The 20787-nt window shown below is 66.1% G+C and carries 15 protein-coding genes; 12 read left to right on the forward strand and 3 right to left on the reverse strand.

Annotation, left to right across the window (positions count from 1 at the left end; all coding sequences use genetic code 11):
• The first annotated feature begins 570 nt into the window (after positions 1 to 570).
• Together GXY15_15820 and GXY15_15825 are read left to right on the forward strand one after the other, a co-directional pair.
• Positions 571 to 1395, forward strand: a complete 825-nt coding sequence (locus tag GXY15_15820) for a hypothetical protein (protein ID NLV42678.1) — start codon at positions 571 to 573, stop codon at positions 1393 to 1395.
• A 554-nt stretch (positions 1396 to 1949) separates the two neighbouring features.
• Entirely contained in the window at positions 1950 to 3488 is a 1539-nt protein-coding gene (locus GXY15_15825) for an MFS transporter (GenBank protein ID NLV42679.1), read from the forward strand.
• Here GXY15_15825 and rimO read toward each other — a convergent pair.
• Positions 3452 to 4831, reverse strand: coding sequence for a 30S ribosomal protein S12 methylthiotransferase RimO (gene rimO, locus GXY15_15830; GenBank protein ID NLV42680.1), 1380 nt, complete (start codon positions 4829 to 4831; stop codon positions 3452 to 3454). The genes GXY15_15825 and rimO overlap by 37 nt on opposite strands.
• Before the next feature lie 91 nt (positions 4832 to 4922).
• On the opposite strand from rimO, the gene GXY15_15835 reads away from it, so the two are divergent.
• The 10 genes from GXY15_15835 (at position 4923) to GXY15_15880 (ending at position 18210) form a co-directional block, all read left to right on the forward strand.
• Positions 4923 to 6500, forward strand: coding sequence for a sodium:solute symporter (locus tag GXY15_15835; GenBank protein NLV42681.1), 1578 nt, complete (start codon positions 4923 to 4925; stop codon positions 6498 to 6500).
• Positions 6494 to 7762, forward strand: a complete 1269-nt coding sequence (locus tag GXY15_15840; GenBank protein NLV42682.1) for a hypothetical protein — start codon at positions 6494 to 6496, stop codon at positions 7760 to 7762. Before GXY15_15835 ends, GXY15_15840 begins: the two co-directional genes overlap by 7 nt.
• Positions 7763 to 8117: 355 nt before the next feature.
• Positions 8118 to 9071, forward strand: a complete 954-nt coding sequence (locus tag GXY15_15845) for an ATP-binding cassette domain-containing protein (protein ID NLV42683.1) — start codon at positions 8118 to 8120, stop codon at positions 9069 to 9071.
• Positions 9072 to 9083: 12 nt separating this feature from the next.
• Positions 9084 to 11627 carry a hypothetical protein gene (locus GXY15_15850; GenBank protein ID NLV42684.1) on the forward strand — a complete coding sequence of 848 codons (2544 nt, stop codon included), beginning with the start codon at positions 9084 to 9086 and terminating at the stop codon, positions 11625 to 11627.
• A gap of 27 nt (positions 11628 to 11654) precedes the next feature.
• Positions 11655 to 13838, forward strand: a complete 2184-nt coding sequence (locus tag GXY15_15855) for a DUF4340 domain-containing protein (GenBank protein ID NLV42685.1) — start codon at positions 11655 to 11657, stop codon at positions 13836 to 13838.
• A gap of 92 nt (positions 13839 to 13930) precedes the next feature.
• Positions 13931 to 15037 (forward strand): trypsin-like serine protease, encoded by a 1107-nt coding sequence (locus GXY15_15860; protein ID NLV42686.1) that lies wholly within the window; start codon positions 13931 to 13933, stop codon positions 15035 to 15037.
• A gap of 180 nt (positions 15038 to 15217) precedes the next feature.
• A complete protein-coding gene (locus tag GXY15_15865) occupies positions 15218 to 15637 on the forward strand; it encodes a transcriptional repressor (GenBank protein ID NLV42687.1) in 420 nt (139 codons plus the stop codon).
• 24 nt (positions 15638 to 15661) lie between these two features.
• Positions 15662 to 16183 carry a ferritin gene (locus GXY15_15870; GenBank protein ID NLV42688.1) on the forward strand — a complete coding sequence of 174 codons (522 nt, stop codon included), beginning with the start codon at positions 15662 to 15664 and terminating at the stop codon, positions 16181 to 16183.
• Positions 16184 to 16345: 162 nt separating this feature from the next.
• Positions 16346 to 16936: a peroxiredoxin gene (locus GXY15_15875; protein NLV42689.1), complete on the forward strand. Its 591-nt coding sequence runs from the start codon at positions 16346 to 16348 to the stop codon at positions 16934 to 16936.
• Positions 16937 to 17202: 266 nt separating this feature from the next.
• Positions 17203 to 18210, forward strand: coding sequence for a phosphotransferase (locus GXY15_15880; protein NLV42690.1), 1008 nt, complete (start codon positions 17203 to 17205; stop codon positions 18208 to 18210).
• 34 nt (positions 18211 to 18244) lie between these two features.
• On the opposite strand, the gene GXY15_15885 is transcribed toward GXY15_15880, so the two are convergent.
• Both GXY15_15885 and GXY15_15890 read right to left on the reverse strand, forming a co-directional pair.
• Positions 18245 to 19237 (reverse strand): aldo/keto reductase, encoded by a 993-nt coding sequence (locus tag GXY15_15885; protein NLV42691.1) that lies wholly within the window; start codon positions 19235 to 19237, stop codon positions 18245 to 18247.
• Between the two features lie 121 nt (positions 19238 to 19358).
• A complete protein-coding gene (locus tag GXY15_15890; protein ID NLV42692.1) occupies positions 19359 to 20777 on the reverse strand; it encodes a PDZ domain-containing protein in 1419 nt (472 codons plus the stop codon).
• Between the last annotated feature and the right edge of the window lie 10 nt (positions 20778 to 20787).

The following is a 20787-nucleotide window of genomic DNA, read 5'->3' on the forward strand; positions in this document are numbered from 1 at the left end:
GAACCCTTTTCCCTGATGCGCGATTAACGGTACCATTCCGTTACTTCTTCCCGAAACCACAGGTGCCTTTATCCGTGCTCCGCTCCGTGCGTCCCCAGTCCTCCATCAGCGACCGCGAACTCGAAGGCGACCACGGCACCCCCAACAGCACCGGATAACCACTCCGGCAACGCCCCGTACACACCGCATTCCCCCCCCGTGCCACAGAGCGCGAAGCGCCTTGGAGTGCGGCAGCTTGCTGCCGCCTTCCCCCCGCGCGGGCCTGCCCGCGCAGCGCGTCCTCCAGACCCCAGACCTCCGACGGACTCCCCCCTGGGATCGCCAGGCTCCAGCCTGGCACCGCGCGCCCATGCGCGCGCCCGCTCTTATTCCTCCAGACTCCCGGCTACAGACTCCGGACTCATCCCTCCTATTGACACCGCACACCCTTTCGGCTATTATTTCCCCATGCTCAGAAGTGCGACAGAAACCTAACGCCCCTAAGACCCAAACGATGGGCCGTGCCCCCCCCGCGGGCTGCCTATCGTCACGCCATTAGAGTCGTCAACCGTGGCGAAGGAGTGTTTATCGATGAATGTCCGATGTCGTATGAGGGTGCTATTTGTTGGTGTGATAGTTGTTCTTGGAGCGTTTTCCAGCGCCGCGCTGGATAGAGAGTCGCTCTATCAAACAAATTGCGATGACTTCTTGAGGACTATTCGCGAAGCACTACCTATAGAAGATGCTCTAGAAAAGGAGTTGCGGATCGGAAAGGTCCTTGATTACATGGATGGAATTACCGGAATCGACGGTTGTGCCGACGAACTGTGCAAAATAGCTTCAGAAACAGAACATCTTCGCTTGAAACTTGTGTTCTATATGTATTTATGTACATCGGGAAGAATACTTTACAGTCAATATGGGTGCGGTATCGTTCGCAGGGCAGTTGATGTCTTTCTTTATCCAGAGAAATGCGGCGATGCTGTTGACTCAGTAACAACAACTGTGGCAGTGATAGTGTTAAGAAAAGTGTTTCGCATGTGCAAGTATAGTGTGCGCCCTATCATTATGTATAGGCTTGTGCGCAACACTGATGTCAAGGACAGGCGAGAGAGCTACTTTCGGGAATTAGGTAACTATCTGCAAGAAATGAGTGACAGCGAGGTGTTTCATATTTGTTCTCTTCATGGCGAAGACGCCCAGTTTAGGAAAGCTACGGCCTGTGATCCCATAAGGGAGCGATTCGCAACTATAAAATCAGGAAAATATGTTTTTCAGAGCAGAGAGGACCTTCTGTGCGCCTTGCAGAGGGAAATCGAAGGGCTCGTCACAGAGTTTAATGAACATTATCAAGACAAAGAGGTTCAGCCGTTCGCAGGCACATGGGGAGGAAGAGCGCTTCCCCCTGGTTTGTAGCCGTGAATTTCGATATGAGGCCCCCCTGTCTGTACGCATGTCCGTGTCCAATGCTCGCATGATGTGGTCCTCAGGATTCGGCTGTCGTCGCCTGTTTCCAGCCCCAGTCAAATTATCCGGATGCCCATCTGCCGAATTGGAGACTTTCTTCTCCGAGTGGGTTCTCGGGCGGTGTTCTTCTGGTGGCGGGGTTCACGCCGGAGTGGGCGCTGGTGCTGGAGGATCCGGGAATTGCTGCCGTACCGGAATCGCGTCTACGTTTGTGTTCTTCAGGCAGCCCCGCGCGGGCGAGCCCGCGCGAAGAAAGGCGGCAGCAAGCTACCGCACTCCAAGGCGCGCTTCGCGCGCGATCTGCGGTTTCCTCCGTCATTGTGTTGCTGCGGCGCGCTTCGCGCGCGTTCCCCGCCCCCTGCCCTCTCGTTCTCCCCTCTCCGCGCCGCTGTGCCTCCGTGTGAGTCCCCTCTTTCGCTCTTCCGGCCGGAACCCTTTTCCCTGATGCGCGATTAACGGTACCATTCCGTCACTTCTTCGTGTAACCACAGGTGCCTTTTCCCGTGTTTCGTTCCGTGCCCCCCCAGTCCTCCATCAGCGACCGTGAACTCGAAGGCGGCATGCGCGCCCTCGTGCTGGACGGGGTGTTTATCCAGTCGCACACGGTGCTGACGACGGGGGCGTTCCTGATCGGGTTTGCGCTGGCGCTGGGGGCGAGCAACAGCGTGATCGGGGTGCTGGCGGCGCTGGGGCCGCTGGCACTGGCGTTTCAGATCCCGGCGGTGTACCTCGTGCAGCGGCTGCGGTGGCGGAAATGCATCGTCCTCGTCGCGGCCACGCTCAGCCGGAGCATGTGGCTGGTGATGGCGGCGATCCCCTTCGTGCTGGAGCGGCGGCTCCAGATCCCGGTGTTCCTCGGCGCGCTGATGGTCCACTACACCCTGGGGAACATCGGCGGGTGCGCGTTCAACTCGTGGATCCGGGACCTGATCCCCCAGCGCCGCCTGGGCGAGTTTTTCTCGCGTCGGATGACCCTGGCGACGGCGGCGGGCGCGCTGGTCAGCCTGGGGGCGGGGTTTGGCGTGGACGCGTGGAAGCTCCACCTGCCGGGGGCGCCGGGCGGCGCGGCGGGCGCGTATGTCGCCGTGTTCCTGCTGGCCATGGTGTTCGGCATGCTGAGCGTGCACCAGCTTTTCCGGGCGCCGGAGCCGGTGATGCCGACGGGGGCGGACGAGCCCTTCCTCCGGACCCTGCGCCAGCCCCTGCGCGACCGGAATTTCCGGCAGGTGCTGATCTTTCTGGGGGCGTGGAACTTCGCCCTCAACTTCGCGGCGCCCTTCTTCGCCGTCTACCTCCTCCAGCGGCTGGGGATGGACATGTCCTGGGTCATCGGCCTGACGGTCCTGAGCCAGGCGGTGAATGTGCTGTTCTTCCGGTTCTGGGGGCGGCTGGCGGACCGGTTCTCGCACAAGGCAGTGCTGGCGGTGTCGGCACCGCTCTTCATCTTCTCGTTCCTGCTGTGGCCCTTCACCACGATGCCGGAGCAGTACTTTCTCACCATCCCCCTGCTGCTGGTCATTCACATCCTGGCGGGGATCGGCACGGCGGGGGTGAACCTCTGCACCGGGAATCTCGCCCTGCGGCTCGCGCCCTACGGCAAGGCGGGGGCCTATCTGGCGGTGAACTCCCTGGTGTCCGGGCTGGCGGCGGCGGTCTCCCCGGTCATCGCGGGGTTCAGCGCCGACTGGTTTGACTCACAGCAGCTTGTGCTGACCCTGCACTACGCCTCCGCAGGGCCCGAGGGCGCGGATTTCGTCATGCCCGCCCTGGACCTGCGCGGGCTGGACTTCCTCTTCTTCATCGCGTTCTTCCTGGGGCTGTACGCCATGCACCGGCTGGTGACGGTGCGCGAGGAGGGCGAGGTGAAGGAGGCGGACGTGCGTCGCGCGCTGCTGGACGAGATGGGCCGCGCGGTGCGCCAGGTGTCCACGGTGGCGGGGGTGCGCCAGATGATCATGGCCCCCTTCACGCTGTTCCGCCCCGCGCCCGCCCCCGCGCCGGAGGATCAGCCTTCCGGCAACGGCGACGCGAACACGTCGTAGATGCCCGATGCGGTGATGCGGGCGTCCACGAAATCGCCGGCGGCGACCGCGCCCGGCGCGGCGGACAGCCAGATCGTTCCGTCCACCTCGGGGGCCTCAAAGGGTCCCCGGCACTGCCACAGGCCTGATTCCGGCTCCCGATGCTCGACCAACAGGCGTTCCACCGCGCCCACGCGCGCGGCGTTGAGCTCCGCCGTGACGGCGGCCTGCGCCTCCAGCAGCCGGAGCCGCCGGCGCTCGCGGGTGGACTCCGTTGGGAGGTCCGGGAACCGCTCCGCCGGGGTGCCCTCCTCGGGGGAATAGGCGAACACGCCCAGCCAGTGGAAGCGGTATTCCTTCAGCAGGGACACAGCCTCGCGGAAGATCTCGCGGGTTTCGCCGGGGAACCCCGCGATCAGGGTGGTGCGCAGCACCGCGCCGGGCAGGCGCTTGCGGATGCGGGACAGGAGCCGGGCTGTGCCGAGGGTCGCCGAGGGCCGCCGCATTTTCTTGAGCATTTCCGGTACCAGGTGCTGGAGGGGAATGTCCAGATACGGGACCACCTTCCCCTCCCCCGCCATGACGTCCAGCAGGCGGTCGGTGATGCCGCCGGGATAGGCATAGAGGCAGCGGACCCGAAAGTCTCCCGGGACCGCGCACAGGTCGCGGAGCAGCTCCGGCAGCCGGTAGTCGGGGTACAGGTCGTTCCCGTAGGCCGTGATGTCCTGGGCGATGAGGTTCAGCTCGCGCACCCCCTGGCGCACCAGGCTCCGCGCCTCGCGCAGGAGGAACTCGCGGGGCAGCGACGCGAAAGGCCCCTTGATGGCGGGAATCGCGCAGAAAGCGCAGCGGTGGTTGCACCCGTCGGCGATCTTGAGCCAGGCCGACGGCCCCGACTCCAGCCGCAGGCGGGGCTGGGCGGGCACCTCGTCCATGGAGGGGCGCGCCCTGACCAGCGCGGCACATCCCCCCCCGGCGGGCGGCCGGGTGACCGAGGCCACGAGGTCCGCCACCTGGCCGACGCCGACCCATCCGTCCACCTCGGGGAGCTCCTTCTGGAGTTCGCCGGGGTGGCGCTGGACCAGACAGCCCGCGGCGTAAAGCCGCGCGGGGCGTCCCGTGGCCTTCTTGCGCTCGGCCCACGCCACCAGGGACTCCACGCTCTGGATCTTCGCGTCGGCGATGAACCCGCAGGTCAGGACGACCACGGCGTCAAAATCCTGCCGGCATTCGTCGGGATCCATCGGTGCGACGCGGACCTCGCAGCCCCTGCGGGCAAGGGCGCCGGCGACATGCTCCATGTCCACGGTGTTCTTGTCGCAGCCCAGCGTGACCAAACCTATCCGGGGCTTTTTCGCGGGCATTTGCGGTTTCCCGGCTCCTTTGGTAGCATGACGCGGCGTTTTTGCCGCAAGTTTCCCGATCTCACACCTTCACGGGACCGGAGCAGTGTACATGGAAGCAGGACACGGATTCAGCGTTCTTGACTGGGCAATCATCCTCGTCTACATGGCGGGGATGCTGGTCATCGGCGCGGTGGTGTCCCGCCGCCAGAACGACACGGAGGAGTTCTTCCTCGGCGGGCGCACCATGCCCGCGTGGGCGGTCGCGCTCTCCGTCATCGCGTCCTCCCTGAGCGCGGCCACGTTCATCGGCGTGCCGCAGATGTCCTTCTCCGGCGATTTGCGCTACCTCTCGACCTACATCGGGGCGTGCCTTGGCGGGTTCGTGGTGGCGGTGTTCTTCGTGCCCCCGCTGTACCGCGCCGGGACCATCACCATTTACGGGTATCTGGAGCGGCGCTACGGCGTTGCGGCCAAGATCGCGGCCTCCGCCCTCTTCCTCTTCGGGCGGCTGCTGTCCTCCGGCGCGCGGCTGTTCATGGCGGGGATCGGCTTCGCCCTCATGTGGTACGGGGGCACCTCCCCCGGCGAGCTGGTCCCCGTGATCATCGTCCTGGGCGTCGTGGGCACCATCTACACGGTGTGCGGCGGCATCCGCGCCGTGATCTGGACCGACACCGTCCAGATCACCGTGACGGTCATCGCGGCGACGGCGGCGGTGTTCTTCCTGCTGCGGTCCATCCCCCTGCCGGTTCCGGAGATTGTGGCCGCGCTACGGACCGCCGAGGGGGGCGACAAGCTCCTCCTCGTGGACACCAGTCTGAGCCTCAGCTCCCCTTACACCATCTGGGCGGGGGTGTTTGCCATGACCGTGGTGACCGTCTCCACGCACGGGGTGGACCACGACATGCTCCAACGGGTCATGTCGGCGCGGTCGCCCCTGCGGGGCGGAATGGCGCTGGCGGGCTCCATGCTCCTCACGGTGCCGGTGGTGGCGCTGTTCCTGGGCATCGGCCTGCTGCTGCACATTTATTACGCCCGCCCGGACCTCATGGGCGCGGCGGCCCCGGCGGACGTGCTGGCGGACACCAAGGACGTCTTTCCGCAGTATGTGCTCTGGCACATCCCTTCCGGGCTGCGGGGGCTCATCATGGCGGGGCTGTTCGCCTCCGCCATGAGCACCTTCGACTCGGCGATCAACGCCATGGCGAGCTGCCTGATCGCGGACATCTACCTGCCCTGGCTCGCCTGGCGCGGCCGCCGCGACGGGTCCACGGACGGCGCCAAGGAGACCCATCTGGCGGCGTCCCGCACCGCCGTGGCCCTCATGGGCGCGGGACTCACGGTCTTCGCCGTCTTTGCCGTGTACATGCAGCAGAGCGGCAACACGCGGCTGATAGACTTCGCCCTGGGGGTCATGGCCTTCGCGCTGGCGCCGCTGCTGGGCGTGTTCTGCGCGGCCCTGTTCACCCGGCGCGGCAACGCGGCCAGCATGCTGCTTGCCACCGCCATCGGTGTGGTGCTGGTGCTGCTGCTCCAGCCGTGGATGTTCCCCGCCGTCCGGTGGGAATGGTCCGTCGGCTGGCCCTGGCACTGGGTGATTGTCAGCCCGGTCTGTTTCCTGATCTGCATCGCCGGAAGGCCCGCGCCGGTGCGCGGGACCGACGGCCCGGAGGACGCCGCATGTTGAGACTGGTCAGCGGGCTGGGGCTGGTGTGCTTTTTCGTCATGGCCTGGGCGCTTTCGGAGAACCGCAGAAAAGTGCCGTGGCGGGTGGTGTTATGGAGCGTGGGACTCCAGGCGGCGCTGGGCCTGCTCGTGCTGCGCACCGGATGGGGGCGCGGCTTCTTCGCGGGGGTCAAGGCGGGTTTCGACCTGCTGACCGAAGGGTCCACCGCGGGGGCGCAGTTCCTCTTCGGGTCCCTGTCCCAGGTGTTCATCCTCGACCACGCGATGGCCCCGGGGCCGGGCGGCGAGATGGCGCAGCAGGCCCCCTTCGTGGTGAGCGCCGTGTTTGCGTTCAACGTCCTTCCGGTGATCATTTTCGTGGCGGCGGTCTCCGCCATGCTCCAGCATTTCGGCGTGATCCAGGCCGTGGTGCGGGGCATGGCCTGGCTCATGCGGCGGACCATGAAAACCTCCGGCGCGGAGACCTTCGGCGCGGCCCTGCTGGTGTTCACGGGCATCGAGTCCGCCACGGCCCTCGGCGGCTATCTGGCGAAAATGACCCGCTCCGAGCTGTTCACCATCCAGACGGCCTACATGGCCACCATCGCCGCGAGCGTCATGGTGGCCTATGCGTCCTTCGGCGCGGAGCCGGGCCACCTGCTGGCGGCGTCGCTCATGAGCGCCCCGGCGGCCATCGCCCTGGCGAAGCTCATGGTGCCGGAAACGGGAACGCCGGAGACCGGCTCCGCCGCCCACCGCTTCGAGATGCCCGTCGAGAGCGTGAACGTCTTCGACGCGGCGGCGCGCGGGGCCGCCACGGGCCTGAACATGGCCCTGAACGTCGGCGCGCTGCTGATCGTCTTTGTCGGCCTGATCTTCCTGCTGGACAAGGGGGCCACGGCCCTGACCGGGGAAAAGCTGACCGTGATCCTCGGGGTGGCGTTCCGGCCCTTCGCATGGCTCATGGGCGTGCCCGGGCCGGACATCCGCACAGCCTCCGAACTGCTGGCCACCAAGACCGTGTTCAACGAGTTTCTGGCCTACCAGCAGCTCCAGACGCTGATTGCCGACGGCGCGCTGTCCAGGCGCAGCGTCGTCATCCTCACCTACGCCCTCTGCGGCTTTGCCAATCTGGGCAGCATGGGGATCCTCATCGGCGGCCTGTCCGCCCTCGCCCCCGAGCGCCGCGCCGAAATCGCACGCCTCAGCCTGTGGGCCGTCGTTTCCGGCACCCTCGCCTCCTTCTGCACCGCCTGCATCGCCGGGATGCTCGCGGCGGAGTAGTCCGCGCGGGCGGCGGGACGCTTGCGTAACAAGAATGGCCGATCGGGGCGGTTTGCGTACCGCCGCCGTCCCGGCGGCCTTGTCTTAGGTGCTTGCCAGGCCCCCCTTCCCCTGCCCCAAAACGGGCAGGCGGCCTGAAATCGGGCGGGTTTCCGGGGGCCTTCGGGGAATGGGCGGTCTTTCTTCATTTCTCGTAAATCCTTGCGGGACAATGTTTATGAAGAGCATAATATCCCCATGTTGCGGGGAGGCCCTGTTGGCACGGCCCTTGCCTTTCCCCTGCGGGCCGGTTTGGTGTTTCGCGCAGAGCGCGGCCGGTCCGATCCAACCCCCAAGCGGAAGCGGAGAGAAGAGCATGATCAGAGCAAAGAAGCTGACGATGCATTACGGTCCCGTGGTGGCGCTGGACAATGTGTCGTTCGAGGTGAACCGGGGAGAAATCGTCGGTTTGCTGGGCCCGAACGGCGCGGGGAAGTCCACGTGCATGAAGATCCTGACGACCTACCTGTACCCGACGCGGGGCACGGCGGAGGTCGGCGGGGTGGACGTGCTGAAGGACCCCCTGAAGGTGCGCAAGCTCATCGGCTACCTGCCGGAGATCCTGCCGCTGTACATGGACATGGAGGTGCGGTCGTACCTCCAGTTCGTGGGGCGGGCGCGGGGCCTTTCAGGCGGCACCCTGAACAGCCGGATCAACGCCGTGTTGGAGACGTGCGGGCTGCGCCCCATGTTCCGCAAGGTGGTCCGGGAGCTGTCCAAGGGGTACAAGCAGCGCACGGCGCTGGCGCAGGCGCTGATCCACGACCCCGACGTGATCATCCTGGACGAGCCGACGTCGGGCCTGGACCCGCACCAGATCCTGGAAATCCGCCACCTCATCGAGCGGCTGGCGAAGGAGAAGACGGTGATCCTCTCCACGCACATCCTCCAGGAGGTGGAGACGACGGCGGACCGCATTGTGATCATCAACCGCGGCCGGATCGTCGGCGACGGCACGCTGGAGGAGCTCCGGAGCAAGGCCAAGGACGGCGAGCGGATCCTGGTGGCCGTCGAGGGCGCTTCCGACGAGGCCGAGCGCCTGCTTTCGGGCGTGGAGGGCGTCCGCCGGGTCGAGGCCGCCGGAAAGGTGGACGGGTGCCCGGCCTTCACCCTGCACACGGCTTCGGGCCGTAACCCCTGGCGCGAGGTGAACGAGCTGGCGCGGGGGCGCAACTGGAAGCTGCGGGAGCTGGGCGACCGGCCCCTGACGCTTGAGGAAACCTTTCTGAGGCTGACCGAACGGGCGACGCAGGGCGCGGCTCGCGACTAGGAGAGAGAACCAATGCGCAACATCATCGCCATACTTCGCAGGGACCTGGGCGCCTACTTCACGTCGCCCATTGGCTACATCTTCATGATGGTGTTCATCACCATCAGCGTGGGGCTGTACATCACCTCCTTCTTCGTGTTCCCCGTGGCCGACATGCGGCCCTACTTCGAGAACCTCCCGCTCCTGCTGTGCGTGTTCATCCCCGCGGTGACCATGCGCATCTGGGCGGAGGAGCGCAAGGAGAACACCTGGGAGATGCTCCTGACCTTCCCCATGCAGGCGTGGGAGCTGGTCATGGGCAAGTTCTTCGCCGCCCTGGTCTTCTACGTCATCACCCTGGCCGCCACCTTCACCGTGCCGGCCATGCTTTTCTCCCTGGGGACCCCGGACCCCGGGATGATCCTCGGCGGGTACCTCGGCACCCTGCTCATGGGCGCCTTCTTCCTGTCCCTGGGCATCCTCTTCTCGGGGTTTTTCAAGGACCAGATCGTCGCCTTCGTGGTGACGCTCCTGACCTGCCTGGGCTTCTTCCTGCTGGGCACGTCGTTCATCTCCGCCTACATTGACGGCCGCGTGGCGGGGCTCGGCTCCCTCCTCTCCGACCTGATGGGCGTGTTCACGCACTACACCCCCTTCGTGCGCGGCGTGGTGGACGTGGCCGACCTGGCCTTCTTCCTTGCGTGGATCGTTATCTTTCTGGCGCTGAACGTGCTCTTCATTGACGGGCGCAACCGCCCGCGCGCGCGGACCATCTTCGCCGCGGCCGTGGTGATGAGCGCGGCCATCGGCCTGCTCTTCAACTACCTGCTGGCGGGCAGCAGCATCGCCCGCGCCGACCTGACGGAGGGAAAGATCTACACGGTGTCCGACGCGACGCGCGACATCCTGTCCAAACTGGACAGCGAGGTGCAGGTGAAGGTGTACATCACGCCGAAGGACAAGATGCCGACGCAGATGCGCGCGCTGGAGACGGACATCACGGACAAGCTGGACGAGCTGCGCATCGCCGCGGGCGGCAATCTGTCCTACGACGTGGTCTACCTGGAGGCCGCCAACATCCAGTACACCGAGCCGGAGGCCGAGAAGGAGGACGGGGAGAAGGACGAGAACGAGGCCATTGAGAAGCGCATGCTGGACAAGGGTGTGGAGCCTTTCAGCGTTCAGGCCATCAGCGAGGACGAGATGACCAACAAGCTCGTCTACTCCAGCATGGGCATCGCCTACAAGGACAAGGCCGAGGAGATCCTGCCGCAGGTCATCCCCGACGAGATGAACAGCGGCGGCTTCGGCGCCGTGCCGCTCTCCCAGCTGGAGTACCGCGTGGCCAACACGGTCTACAAGATGAGCCGGACCAAGGCCCCCGTGGTCGCCCTGGTGGCGCCGAAGGAGGCGGTCAGCATCGACCCGCAGATCCGGGCGATGATGATGCAGATGGGCCAGCCCGTGCCCGACCAGGAGGACCCCTACGAGGTCCTGCAGCAGGTGCTGGAGATGGAGAAGTACGAGGTTCAGCGCGTGGACCTGACCAAGGACAGCCCGCTTCCGGAAGAGTACGACACCCTGGTGGTCGTGAACCCGCGCAGCCTGAACGAGCGGCAGCTCTGGGAGATCAACCGGGCGCTGCACAGCGGCAGGCCGGTGGTCATGGCGGTGCAGACCTACGAGTGGAACTACCAGGCCACCCGCCAGGGCACGCAGATCCAGCGCCGCGAGGAAAACCCGGGGGTTAACCCGCTGCTGGAGAAGTACGGCCTGGGCGTGAGCGACGCCGTGCTCATGGACACCAGCCACACGACCCTGACCATGCAGGGCGGCCAGGGCATCCAGGCGCTGATGGGCCAGCCGTTCAAGCTGCCCACGCACATCGTGGTCGGGAACGCCACCATGGACCCGGAGTCCCCGGTCACCAACCGCCTCAGCCAGCTCCTGTACCTCTGGGGCACCGCGCTGGATCTCAAGGAGGACAAGCTCAAGGAGCTTAACCTGGAAGCGAAGACCCTCATGCGCAGTTCCGGCGGCGCGTGGACCGTTCCGGGGAAAGACCAGATGACCGGGCAGTCTTTCGAGGCGCCGGCCTCCGGACAGTCCTACCCGCTCATGGCCGTGGTGACGGGCCAGTTCCCGGACGCCTACGCCGGGACGCCGCGTCCCGCGTGGCCCAAACCCGAGCAGCAGCCCGGCATGCCCCCCGCCCCGGACGAGCCGGACAACGAGCCCGCCGCGTCGCCCGTGGAGGCGAAGCCCTCGAAACTGGTGCTGCTGGGCTGCTCCGAGCTGTTCCGCAAGAACTTCCTCCAGCGCGCCAATCTGGACCTGTTCCTGAACAGTGTGGATTCGGTGTCGCTGGACGAGAACCTCATCAAGGTGCGCGGCCGCAAGCCGGTGGACCGGATCATCAGCGAGAAGCTGTCCGACACCACCAAGATGGTCTGGCGCTTCGCGAACTACGGCCTGGCCAACCTGGTCATCGCGGCTGCCGGCCTCGCCGTGTTCGCCTACCGCCGGAGCGCGCGCAACGCCTACACGGTCGCGCAGGCGCGGCAACAGGCCAATTAAGAACCTCTAAACAGCGGAGACAAGACAATGAGCCCGAAGAAACTCATTCCGTTCCTGGTCGTCCTGCTCGTGCTCGCGGGGCTGGTCGCGTGGCGGAAAGCGTCCGAGAAGAAGCCTGGAACCATCGTGGAGCAGGTGAAGCTGGAGACCCTGGCGGGTGACTCCCTGAAGGCGGAGGACATCGCCCGCGTGGAGCTGTACGCCGGGTCCAAGCCCGAGGAGAAGGTTGTCCTCGCCAAGGAGGGCGACGCCTGGAAGATCGCCTCCCTGCACAACGCCCCGGCGGACAAGGAGGCCGTGGACAAGTTTGTGAAGAGCCTGGTCGGCCTCAAGGGCGAGTTCCGCGCCACCGCCGAGGGCGACGATAAACTGGCCGCCTTCGAGCTGAAGGACGACCAGGCGTTCCACGCCAAGGGATACAAGGACGGGTCGGACGCCCCCGCCTTGGACGTGCTGGTCGGAAAGACCGCCGACTTCCGGACGGTGTTCATCCGCAAGGCGGGGGACTCCCGCGTGCATGTGGAGGGCACCAACCTCAAGCGCGACGCCGGGGTGACCGATTCCGGCGACACCGCGGCGCCCAAGCCCACCAAGTGGCTCAAGACCGAACTGCTCGCCCTGGACAAGACGAAGATCACCCGCGTGGCCCTGACCCTGCCGGACAAGGAACTGGTCTTCGAGCGGCATGAGAAGCCCGCGGCAGAGGCGCCGCCCGCCGAGGCGGAAAAAGCCGAGGGCGGCGAGGCCGCCCCGGAGGCGCCGAAGGCGCCCGAGTACGAGTGGAAACTTGCGTCCGGCGGCTTCGACCAGAAATTCTCCAACATGGAGCTGGAGACCCTGCTGGGCCGTTTCACGAACCTGACGGTCACCGACGTGGCCGACCCCGCCAAGAAGGCCGAGATCGGCTTCGAGCCGCCGCAGTACAAGGCGGTGATCTCCGTCGAGGGGCAGGACGACGTGGTGCTGCTGGGCGGCCGGACCGCCCCGGGCCAGAACGCCTATGTCCAGGTGGGGACCGCCGGCGACGCGCTCATCTACGAGATGAACAAGATCAACTTCGAGCAGGTGTTCATCAAGGGCGCGCCCATGTTCACCCTGCCCGCGCTCACGGTGGCGAAGGAAAAGGCCGCCCGCGTGGAGGTGACCCAGCCGAACGGCAGGGTCGCCGTGGCGCAGGCCGACGGCGCATGGTCCCTCACGGAGCCCGTCTATGAGCTGGAAAAACAGCAGCTCACGGCGGACAACCTGGTCAACACGGCGGTCGCCCTGAAGGCCGTGGACTACGCGGACGGTGTCCAGGACGACGCCTCCTTTGACAAGACCGTCCTCATCGAGAGCCCCGACGGCAACCACACCATCCGTCTGGGCGGGCCGTCCAAGTGCATCGAGGGTGTCTACGCCCGCTTTGACGACAACCCCGCCACGCTGGTCGTGTCCAAGACCGACGCGGCCAAGCTCCTCGCGCCGGCCCGTGACTATTACGTCATGGCCGTGCTGGGCGGACGGCTGGACGATGTGAACCGCATCGAGTTCGCCGGCGACGGCGGCCCCTTCGCCGTGTCCAAGTCCGGGGAAACCTGGAGTCTGGAAAAGGGCGGTGCGACCACCCCCGTGCCGAACGACATGGTGGAGGACTTCCTGTCCACCGCCCGCGGCTTCCAGCTGGCGGGCCCGGTGCCGGGACAGCCGGCTGTTCTCGAAGGCGCGGCGTTCTCCGTGGTGTGCCGCAATGCGGACGGCACGGCGGCGTCGCTGGAGTTCGGCCCCGAGACGGAGGGCCGCCAGAAGGTGGTCTTGGGCGGCGCGTCCACCCTCTTCGACGCGGAGGCCCCGGTGGTGGCGCAGTTGCGGGAGGCGCTGAACACGCTGGCAAACCCGCCCGCCCCCGAGCCTGAGCCCTTGCCGGAGACCCAGCCGATGCCCGCCGCCGCAGCTCCGGCAGCGCCCGCGCCTTTGCCCGAGATTTCCCACGAAATCGTGGAAATGCCCACCGAAGCCGCGCCTGCGGCGGCTGCGGAAGCGCCTGTTGCGGCTGCGGAGGCGCCTGTTGCGGCTGCGGAGGCGCCTGTTGCGGCCCCGGTGCCCGAAACCGCGCCTGCGGCGGCTGCGGAGGCGCCTGTTGCGGCCCCGGCACCCGAAGCCGCGCCTGCGGCGCCCGTTGAAGCGGCGCCCGTGGTGGTGGTTTCCGAGCCCGCCGCGGCCGCGCAGTAGAAAAGGAGCATCTGGAGATTTGGGGCTGCCGGCGGAAGCGCCGGCGGCCCCTTTCCCGTTTCTAAGAGGTGAACCCATCAGGAGACAACCCGATGCAGCACAGAATCCGCCTTTCCGTGTGCGCTGTTGCGGTGCTCTGCGCAGGCCTGGCCGCCGGGGCGCAGGAGGCGCTTGACCAGTCCCGGCGCACCGCCCTTGTCACCGCAATCGAAAAGGCCGGCCCCGCCGTGGTCACCATCAACACGGTGCAGATCCGCCGGGAACGGCTCTCGGACCCCTTCTACGACCTGTTTCTTTTCGGGCCCGCCCCCGTGCGGGAGGAGGCGGTGGAGGGCATCGGCAGCGGGTTCATCCTGGACGCCGGGGGGCACATCCTCACGAACTACCATGTGCTTCAGGACGCGGACGCCATTTCGTCCGTCACCCTGCCCAACGGGAGGCGCCTCGAGGTGGACCTGGTCGGCTCCGATGAGCGCTCCGACCTGGCTGTGCTGAAAGTGCGCGAGACGGGGGACGCCCCCCTGCCCTTCGCCCCCCTGGGCGATTCGGAGTCCCTGATGACCGGGGAATGGGTCATTGCCATCGGGAACCCCTTCGGGAACATGATGCGCGACCCGCAGCCGAGCGTCAGCGTGGGCGTGGTTTCCGCCACGCACCGGCGGGTGAGCCGGGAAATCGGGCAGGGGGAGCGGTTCTACCAGGACCTCATCCAGACCGACGCGGCCATCAACCCCGGGAACAGCGGCGGCCCCCTGATCAACGCCCTGGGCGAGGTGGTCGGGGTGAACACCATGATTTTCAGCAACACAGGGGGCTATCAGGGGCTGGGCTTTGCCATTCCCGCCAGCCGGGTCCGCCGGATCGTGGATGAACTCCTCACGCACGGGCGGCGGCGCAGTCCGTGGTTTGGTTTCCGGGGCCAGGCGGTGGAGGAGGTCAGCCCCCATGTGCTCCGCCGTCTGGACGTCTCCGCAGAGTCCGGCGTCCTGGTGACCGAGGTTTTCCCGGCGTCCGCCGCGGACGAGGCGGGGCTGCAGCCGGGGGATGTCGTGGTGCGGATAAATGGCGAGGCGGTGGCGCACCCGACGGATGTGGACTTCATCAACTGGGGGCTGTTTGTCGGGGACCAGGCGACCTTCGGCCTGAACCGGGCCGGGAAAGCCCTGCGCGTGCCCCTCACCGTCCGGGAATACCGGTGAGGCCTGAAACCGGCTTCGGGCAAGAAAACCAAACAAACGATTGTATTGCGGGGGTCAAAATGGTAAGATGTAAAACGGTATTGGGATTGGCATGGGCGCGGAAAGGTTCCCTTTCCGCGAAGTGCGCCCGGTCCCGCCGGAAGCGTCTTTCCGGGGACGGGCGCGCATGGAGTGAAAGGTATGGAATCCGCCAGCAGACAGCGAAGAATGACCCGGCAGCGCCGGGTGATTCTGGATGAGTTGCGCAGACTGAGCTGCCACCCCTCGGCTGAAGAACTGCATGGCATTGTCCGCCGCGCCATGCCGGGCATCAGCCTGGGCACGGTGTACCGGAACCTTGACGTCCTCTGGAAGGCCGGGAAGATTCTCAAACTGGAGGCGCTCGGCGCGCAGACGCGGTATGACGGCGACATCCGGCCGCATTACCATGCGCGGTGCCTTCAGTGCGGCCGGATCGTGGACCTTAGGCCCCATCAGGTGGCCGGAGTGGGCGACCCGCGCGTTTTGGACGGGATGTTCATGGCCACGGGATGGCGGCTGGATTTCGAGGGGCTCTGCCCCGCCTGCGCCGGGAATGAATCCGAAGCGGAGGCGTGTTGAGAAGAAAACTAAGGAGAACGTCCCATGATGAAACCGGAAATGCAGAAAGCCTTCAACGCCCAAATCAACGAGGAGCTGTTTTCCTCCTATCTGTATGCGGCCATGGTCAATTACTTTGAGCAGCAGAATCTCAAGGGAATGGCCGCCTGGATGCGCGTGCAGGTGCAGGAGGAACTCATTCACGCCACCAAGCTTTTCGGGTATGTGCTGGAGAGAGACGGCGCGGTGGAGCTCAAGGCCATCGCCGCCCCCAAGGCGGCTTGGAAATCGCCGCAGGAGGCCTGGAAGGCCGCCCTTGCCCACGAACAGCACATCACCGCCTGCATCTTGGACCTGCACGCAAAGGCGGTGGAGCTTAAAGACCCCGCCAGCACCATATTCCTCGAGTGGTTCGTCACGGAGCAGGTGGAGGAGGAGTCCAACGCCCGCGACATCGTGGCGCAGATGGAGATGGTGAAGGGCGCGCCGGGCGGCCTGTTCATGCTCGACCGCGAGCTGGGCGGCCGGCCCGCCCCCGCAGGAGGCGGGGCCGCTTCCGCGACCTGACCCCCACGTTTTTTCCAGGCCCATACCCCGGCGGAATAATCGCAATTCCGCCGGGGTTTTTCAATGCAGTTGGGAGCGGTTCCTGTTAGCTTTCCGGCGAGAGCGCCGTCCCGAAAAACACCGCCCGTGCCAGGCGGAACACCACACCCCAGGAGGTTACCCATGAGCGTTCAAGTTACCCAGCCGGCCCCGGACTTCAAGGCCACCGCCGTGATGCCGGACAACTCCTTTAACGAGAAGTTCCAGCTTTCCGACTACCGGGGAAAGCACGTGATTCTGTTCTTCTACCCCCTGGATTTCACCTTCGTGTGCCCCTCCGAGATTATCGCCTTTGACAGGCGGGTGAAGGAGTTTGAGGAGCGCGGGGTGCAGGTGGTGGGCGTTTCGGTGGATTCCCATTTCACGCACTGGGCGTGGAAGAACACCCCGGTCGAGAAGGGCGGCATCGGCAACATCCAGTACCCGCTGGTGTCCGACCTGACCAAGCAGATCGCCCGGGACTACGGGGTGCTGGTGAACGAGGCCGTCGCCCTGCGGGGCCTGTTCCTGATTGACAAGGAAGGCCTTGTGCGCCATGCCCTGGTCAACGACCTGCCGCTTGGCCGGAGCGTGGACGAGGCACTTCGGATTGTGGACGCCCTCCAGTTTCACGAGGAGAACGGGGAGGTCTGCCCGGCGAACTGGCGCAAGGGCGCGGAGGGCATGAAGGCCTCCGCCGAGGGCGTGGCCGAGTACCTTTCCAAGAATGTTTGACCGGGGCGCCCCGGCGCCCCGCGAAGCGGGCCGGACCCATTGAAAGGGCCCGGCCCTTTTTTGTTTTTTTTGGAGAAAGGGGGGGAAAAGCGCTTCAGGCGCGCATTTTCTCCGGCCTGCCGGTTGACCGCGAACGGCAAAATGCGATATGCTTTGTTTGTGCGTGCGTGGTTTCACGGCGGACTGGGCGGCCTCGCGCAAGGCCGTTGGAGTGTGCCAGGGGGTTTTTGTGCGGTGTCGCGCGGCGGGGTTACCCACAGGTTCCAGTGAGCACTTCGAAACTGACAGGACTTGAAATCATTGGCGACGTCATCCGGGAGCACTATGATCTCGGGGAGGTCGCCGTGCCGCGCCAGCTTGAGACGACGCACCAGCGGCGGCACCGCAAGATGGTTGTGGAGACGTCCCAGGGCTTTTTCATGGCCAAAACCTACCGGAACGACCCCGCATCGGTGGACTCCCTGTATTTCCAGCACCGTCTCTCGGAGTTTCTCGCGGAGAACGGCCTCCCCGTGGCGAAGATTCGGGCCACCCGGGACGGGAGGACCTTTGTGGTCCAGGACACGTGGTGCCTGGAGCTGCAGCAGTTTGTTCTCGGGCACAGCATGATGGTGAACGAGGCGACGCTGCAGGTTTCCGGATCGGCCCTGGGCCGGCTCCATCAGGTGTGCCAGGGGATGCCGGTGCCCCCGCGCGACGCGCGCAAGTGGCGGTTCAGCGAGGTGCCTCAGGAGACCTTCCAGAAGTTCTACGAAATGGCGCTCAAGGAGCGGGCCGACCAGAAGATCCAGGGGCACTGCAACAACATTGTCCTCTTTCTCCAGCAGGCGAAGGAGGTGCTGAACATTGACAAGCGCTACGCCTTCGAGACGGGGCTTATTCACGGGGACTGGCACGGGGGCAACCTGCTGTTCGACGGCGACACGCTCAAGGCGATCATAGACCTGGAGTTCGCCGGCGACGGGTGCTATCTGGAGGACATCTCCTACGCCGTGTCCAACCTCTGCATCCGCACCACCACCAGTCCGGAGAAGATGTCCTTCCGCACGGACAAGCTGCTGGGGGCCTATGAGCGGCACCGCGCCCTCTCCTACGCCGAGCGGGTGGCCCTGTATTACGCCGTGGGCGTGAAGCATGTGACCACGGTGTGCTACCAGACGCCCCAGCAGGGCGGCCGGGTGGCCGGGTACTCCCCCGCCCAGTGGATGGGCATCCTGGACTCCCAGACCCACTGGTTGGGCGAGCAGTCGCGCCGTGCGCGCTGGGGCGAATAACCCCCCCCCTCTTCGCCCCCTTCCCCTTCCGGCCTCAGCGAATGCGCGAATTCTCCGCCGTCTGCCACATGTCGCAGTTTGGCCCGAGGACGCGCTTGAGGGGATAGGTCAGCTCGTTGAGCTGGGCGATTGCCGCGGGGCCGATGTCCGCCACGGCGCGCAGGTTGCCGAGCAACTGCGAGGGGTTGCGCGCCCCCAGGACAATGGAGGCGACCCCCGGCTGCGCCACCAGCCAGGAGAGGGCCATTCCCTCCACGGTGAGCCCGACGGCTGCGGCGAAGTCGCGCAGGTCGGCCACCGTGTCCATCAGCAGGTTTTCGTGGCCGTCCTCGCCGTGCCGCGTGCCGTCGCGGTGGCGGGAGAAGTGGCGGGTGCGGCGGCGCAGCATCGGGATGTCCTCAATGGAGGCGTAGCGCCCCGTGAGGAGCCCCTGCATCAGGGGCATGTAGGCCAGCACGGAGACACCGAGGTCCCGGCAGGCCGGGATGACCTCGTACTCCACGGCGCGGAACAGGAGATTGTAGCCGACCTGGTCGGAAACGGCGCCTCCCCGCGCACACCAGCTTCCCAGGTCCCGGGGGCCGAAGTTGGACACCCCGATCTCACGGATTTTTCCCTCGTCGCGCAGGGCATCCAGGGCGGCCCGGGTGTCCTCAAAGGGGACGGTCCTGCTTGGCCAGTGGACCTGGTAGAGGTCAATGCAGTCGGTGCCGAGGCGGCGCAGGCTGGCCTCGCAGGAGCTGCGCACCCTGTTGGGGGCGCAGTTTTCCGGGGAGACCTTGTCCGCGATGTACACATCCTTTCGGCGGGGTCCCAGCGCCTTTCCCAGGGCCTCTTCGGACGCCCCCGCGCCGTACATTTCCGCGGTGTCGAAAAGGGTGATCCCCCCATCCAGCGCCACCTGCACCGCCGTCTCCGCGTTCGCGGCGTCGTCATCCCCCCAAAACTCGGCATCGCCGATCTGCCAGGCGCCGAAAGAGACGACCGACACCATCCAGTCCGTCCGGCCAAGGCGGCGGTATTCCATGGGTTCGGTTCCTTCCAGGGGTTGGCTGTCCCTGGAGATTCTAAGAAAACGCGCGGCCGATTCACAAGAACGCGGCGCGGCATCCCCGGGGATGCCGCGCCGCGGGCGGCCGGGGCCGCCGTCAGTCCTTCGGCACCCGGATGACGGTGATGTCCGGGTCGTTGCTGCCGCGCACGAAGCGGACCAGCACCGACTTGCCCGGGACGGCATGCTTCTCCAGGGTGGAGAGGAAATCGGCCGGGGAGGCCACGGACTGCTGGCCGATCTCGGTGATGACGTCGCCCTGCATGAGCCGGGCCTCCTCCGCCGGGCTTCCCGGCTCGACATCGGTCACGACCACGCCGCGGAGCGCGGCGTCCAAGCCCATGCGCTCGAGCAGCTGCGGGGTCAGCTCCTGCACACGGATGCCGAGAACCGCCTTGTCCTGCGCGGCGCGCCCTTCCGCGAGGTTCCGCTCCATCAGGGTGATTTCAATGTCCGCGGGGGCCTTGTCCCGCCAGACTTCCAGGATGATCTTGGTGCCCGGCGTGAAGGAGGAAATCCGGCGGACCAGCTCGCTGGCGGTCTTCACGGGCTCCCCGTTGACCTTGCGCACCACGTCGTAGGTCTTGATGCCCGCCTTGTCCGCCGGCGTGTCCGGCTGGACCTGGCGCACGACCGCGCCGTCGCTGTCCGGCAGGCCGAGGGAGTCCACGTCGGCGTAGTCCTTCGCGTCGTCAATGGAGACGCCGAGGTAGCCGCGGGAGACCTTGCCCTTGGAGATGAGCATCGGGACGGCTTCCTTGGCCGTGTTGATCGGGATGGCGAAGCCGATGGAGTTGGCGCCGAGGATGATCGCCGTGTTGATGCCGACCACCTCGCCCCGGATGTTGCACAGGGGGCCGCCGCTGTTGCCCAGATTGATGGCGGCGTCCGTCTGGATCAGGTTCTGGAACGTGAGCCCCTGCGCGGCCAGCTCGGCCAGGCCCTCGCGCCCCAGGGCGCTGATGTGGCCCACGGACATGGACCCCTCAAGTCCCCGCGGACTCCCGAAGGCGATGGAAAACTCGCCCACCTTCAGCGCGTCCGAGTCGCCCAGGGGAATGGCGCGCAGCGGCTCGTCCGCCTCGATTTTGATCACTGCCAGGTCCGTTTCCGGGTCGGTGCCGGAGACGACCGCCTCGTACTCCTTGCCGTTGGAGAACCGGACGGTGATCTCCTCCGCCTCCTCCACGACGTGGTTGTTGGTGATGATGTAGCCCTCGGCGTCGTAGACGAACCCGGATCCGGTGCCCCGGGGCCGGGCGGGCATTCTGCGGCGGTCCTCCGGGGACGGGACGGGCAGGTTGAAGAAGCGGTAGAGCTCCTCCATCCGGCCCATTTCCATGCCCTGGTCCTTTCCCTTCACGTCAATGGTGACCACGGAGGGGCGTATTTGGTCATGCAGCTGGACGAAGCCGTCCTCGAGCTGCTGCAGGATGGGGGGCTGCGCGGAGGCGTTGCCCGGCGCGGCCAGGGCGGCGACGGCCGCCAGGGCGATCAGGAAGGCGTGTTTTCTCATGGTGTGCTCC

It is taken from the genome of Candidatus Hydrogenedentota bacterium, assembly GCA_012730045.1.
Lineage (GTDB): Bacteria > Hydrogenedentota > Hydrogenedentia > Hydrogenedentales > CAITNO01 > JAAYBR01.

Coding starts and splice junctions, on each gene's coding strand:
- GXY15_15855 (NLV42685.1), top strand. CDS start 11,655: ATGAGCCCGAAGAAACTCATTCCGTTCCTGGTCGTCCTGCTCGTGCTC.
- GXY15_15860 (NLV42686.1), top strand. CDS start 13,931: ATGCAGCACAGAATCCGCCTTTCCGTGTGCGCTGTTGCGGTGCTCTGC.
- GXY15_15865 (NLV42687.1), top strand. CDS start 15,218: ATGGAATCCGCCAGCAGACAGCGAAGAATGACCCGGCAGCGCCGGGTG.
- GXY15_15835 (NLV42681.1), top strand. CDS start 4,923: ATGGAAGCAGGACACGGATTCAGCGTTCTTGACTGGGCAATCATCCTC.
- GXY15_15870 (NLV42688.1), top strand. CDS start 15,662: ATGATGAAACCGGAAATGCAGAAAGCCTTCAACGCCCAAATCAACGAG.
- GXY15_15845 (NLV42683.1), top strand. CDS start 8,118: ATGATCAGAGCAAAGAAGCTGACGATGCATTACGGTCCCGTGGTGGCG.
- GXY15_15820 (NLV42678.1), top strand. CDS start 571: ATGAATGTCCGATGTCGTATGAGGGTGCTATTTGTTGGTGTGATAGTT.
- GXY15_15885 (NLV42691.1), bottom strand. CDS start 19,237: ATGGAATACCGCCGCCTTGGCCGGACGGACTGGATGGTGTCGGTCGTC.
- GXY15_15875 (NLV42689.1), top strand. CDS start 16,346: ATGAGCGTTCAAGTTACCCAGCCGGCCCCGGACTTCAAGGCCACCGCC.
- rimO (NLV42680.1), bottom strand. CDS start 4,831: ATGCCCGCGAAAAAGCCCCGGATAGGTTTGGTCACGCTGGGCTGCGAC.
- GXY15_15840 (NLV42682.1), top strand. CDS start 6,494: ATGTTGAGACTGGTCAGCGGGCTGGGGCTGGTGTGCTTTTTCGTCATG.
- GXY15_15850 (NLV42684.1), top strand. CDS start 9,084: ATGCGCAACATCATCGCCATACTTCGCAGGGACCTGGGCGCCTACTTC.
- GXY15_15890 (NLV42692.1), bottom strand. CDS start 20,777: ATGAGAAAACACGCCTTCCTGATCGCCCTGGCGGCCGTCGCCGCCCTG.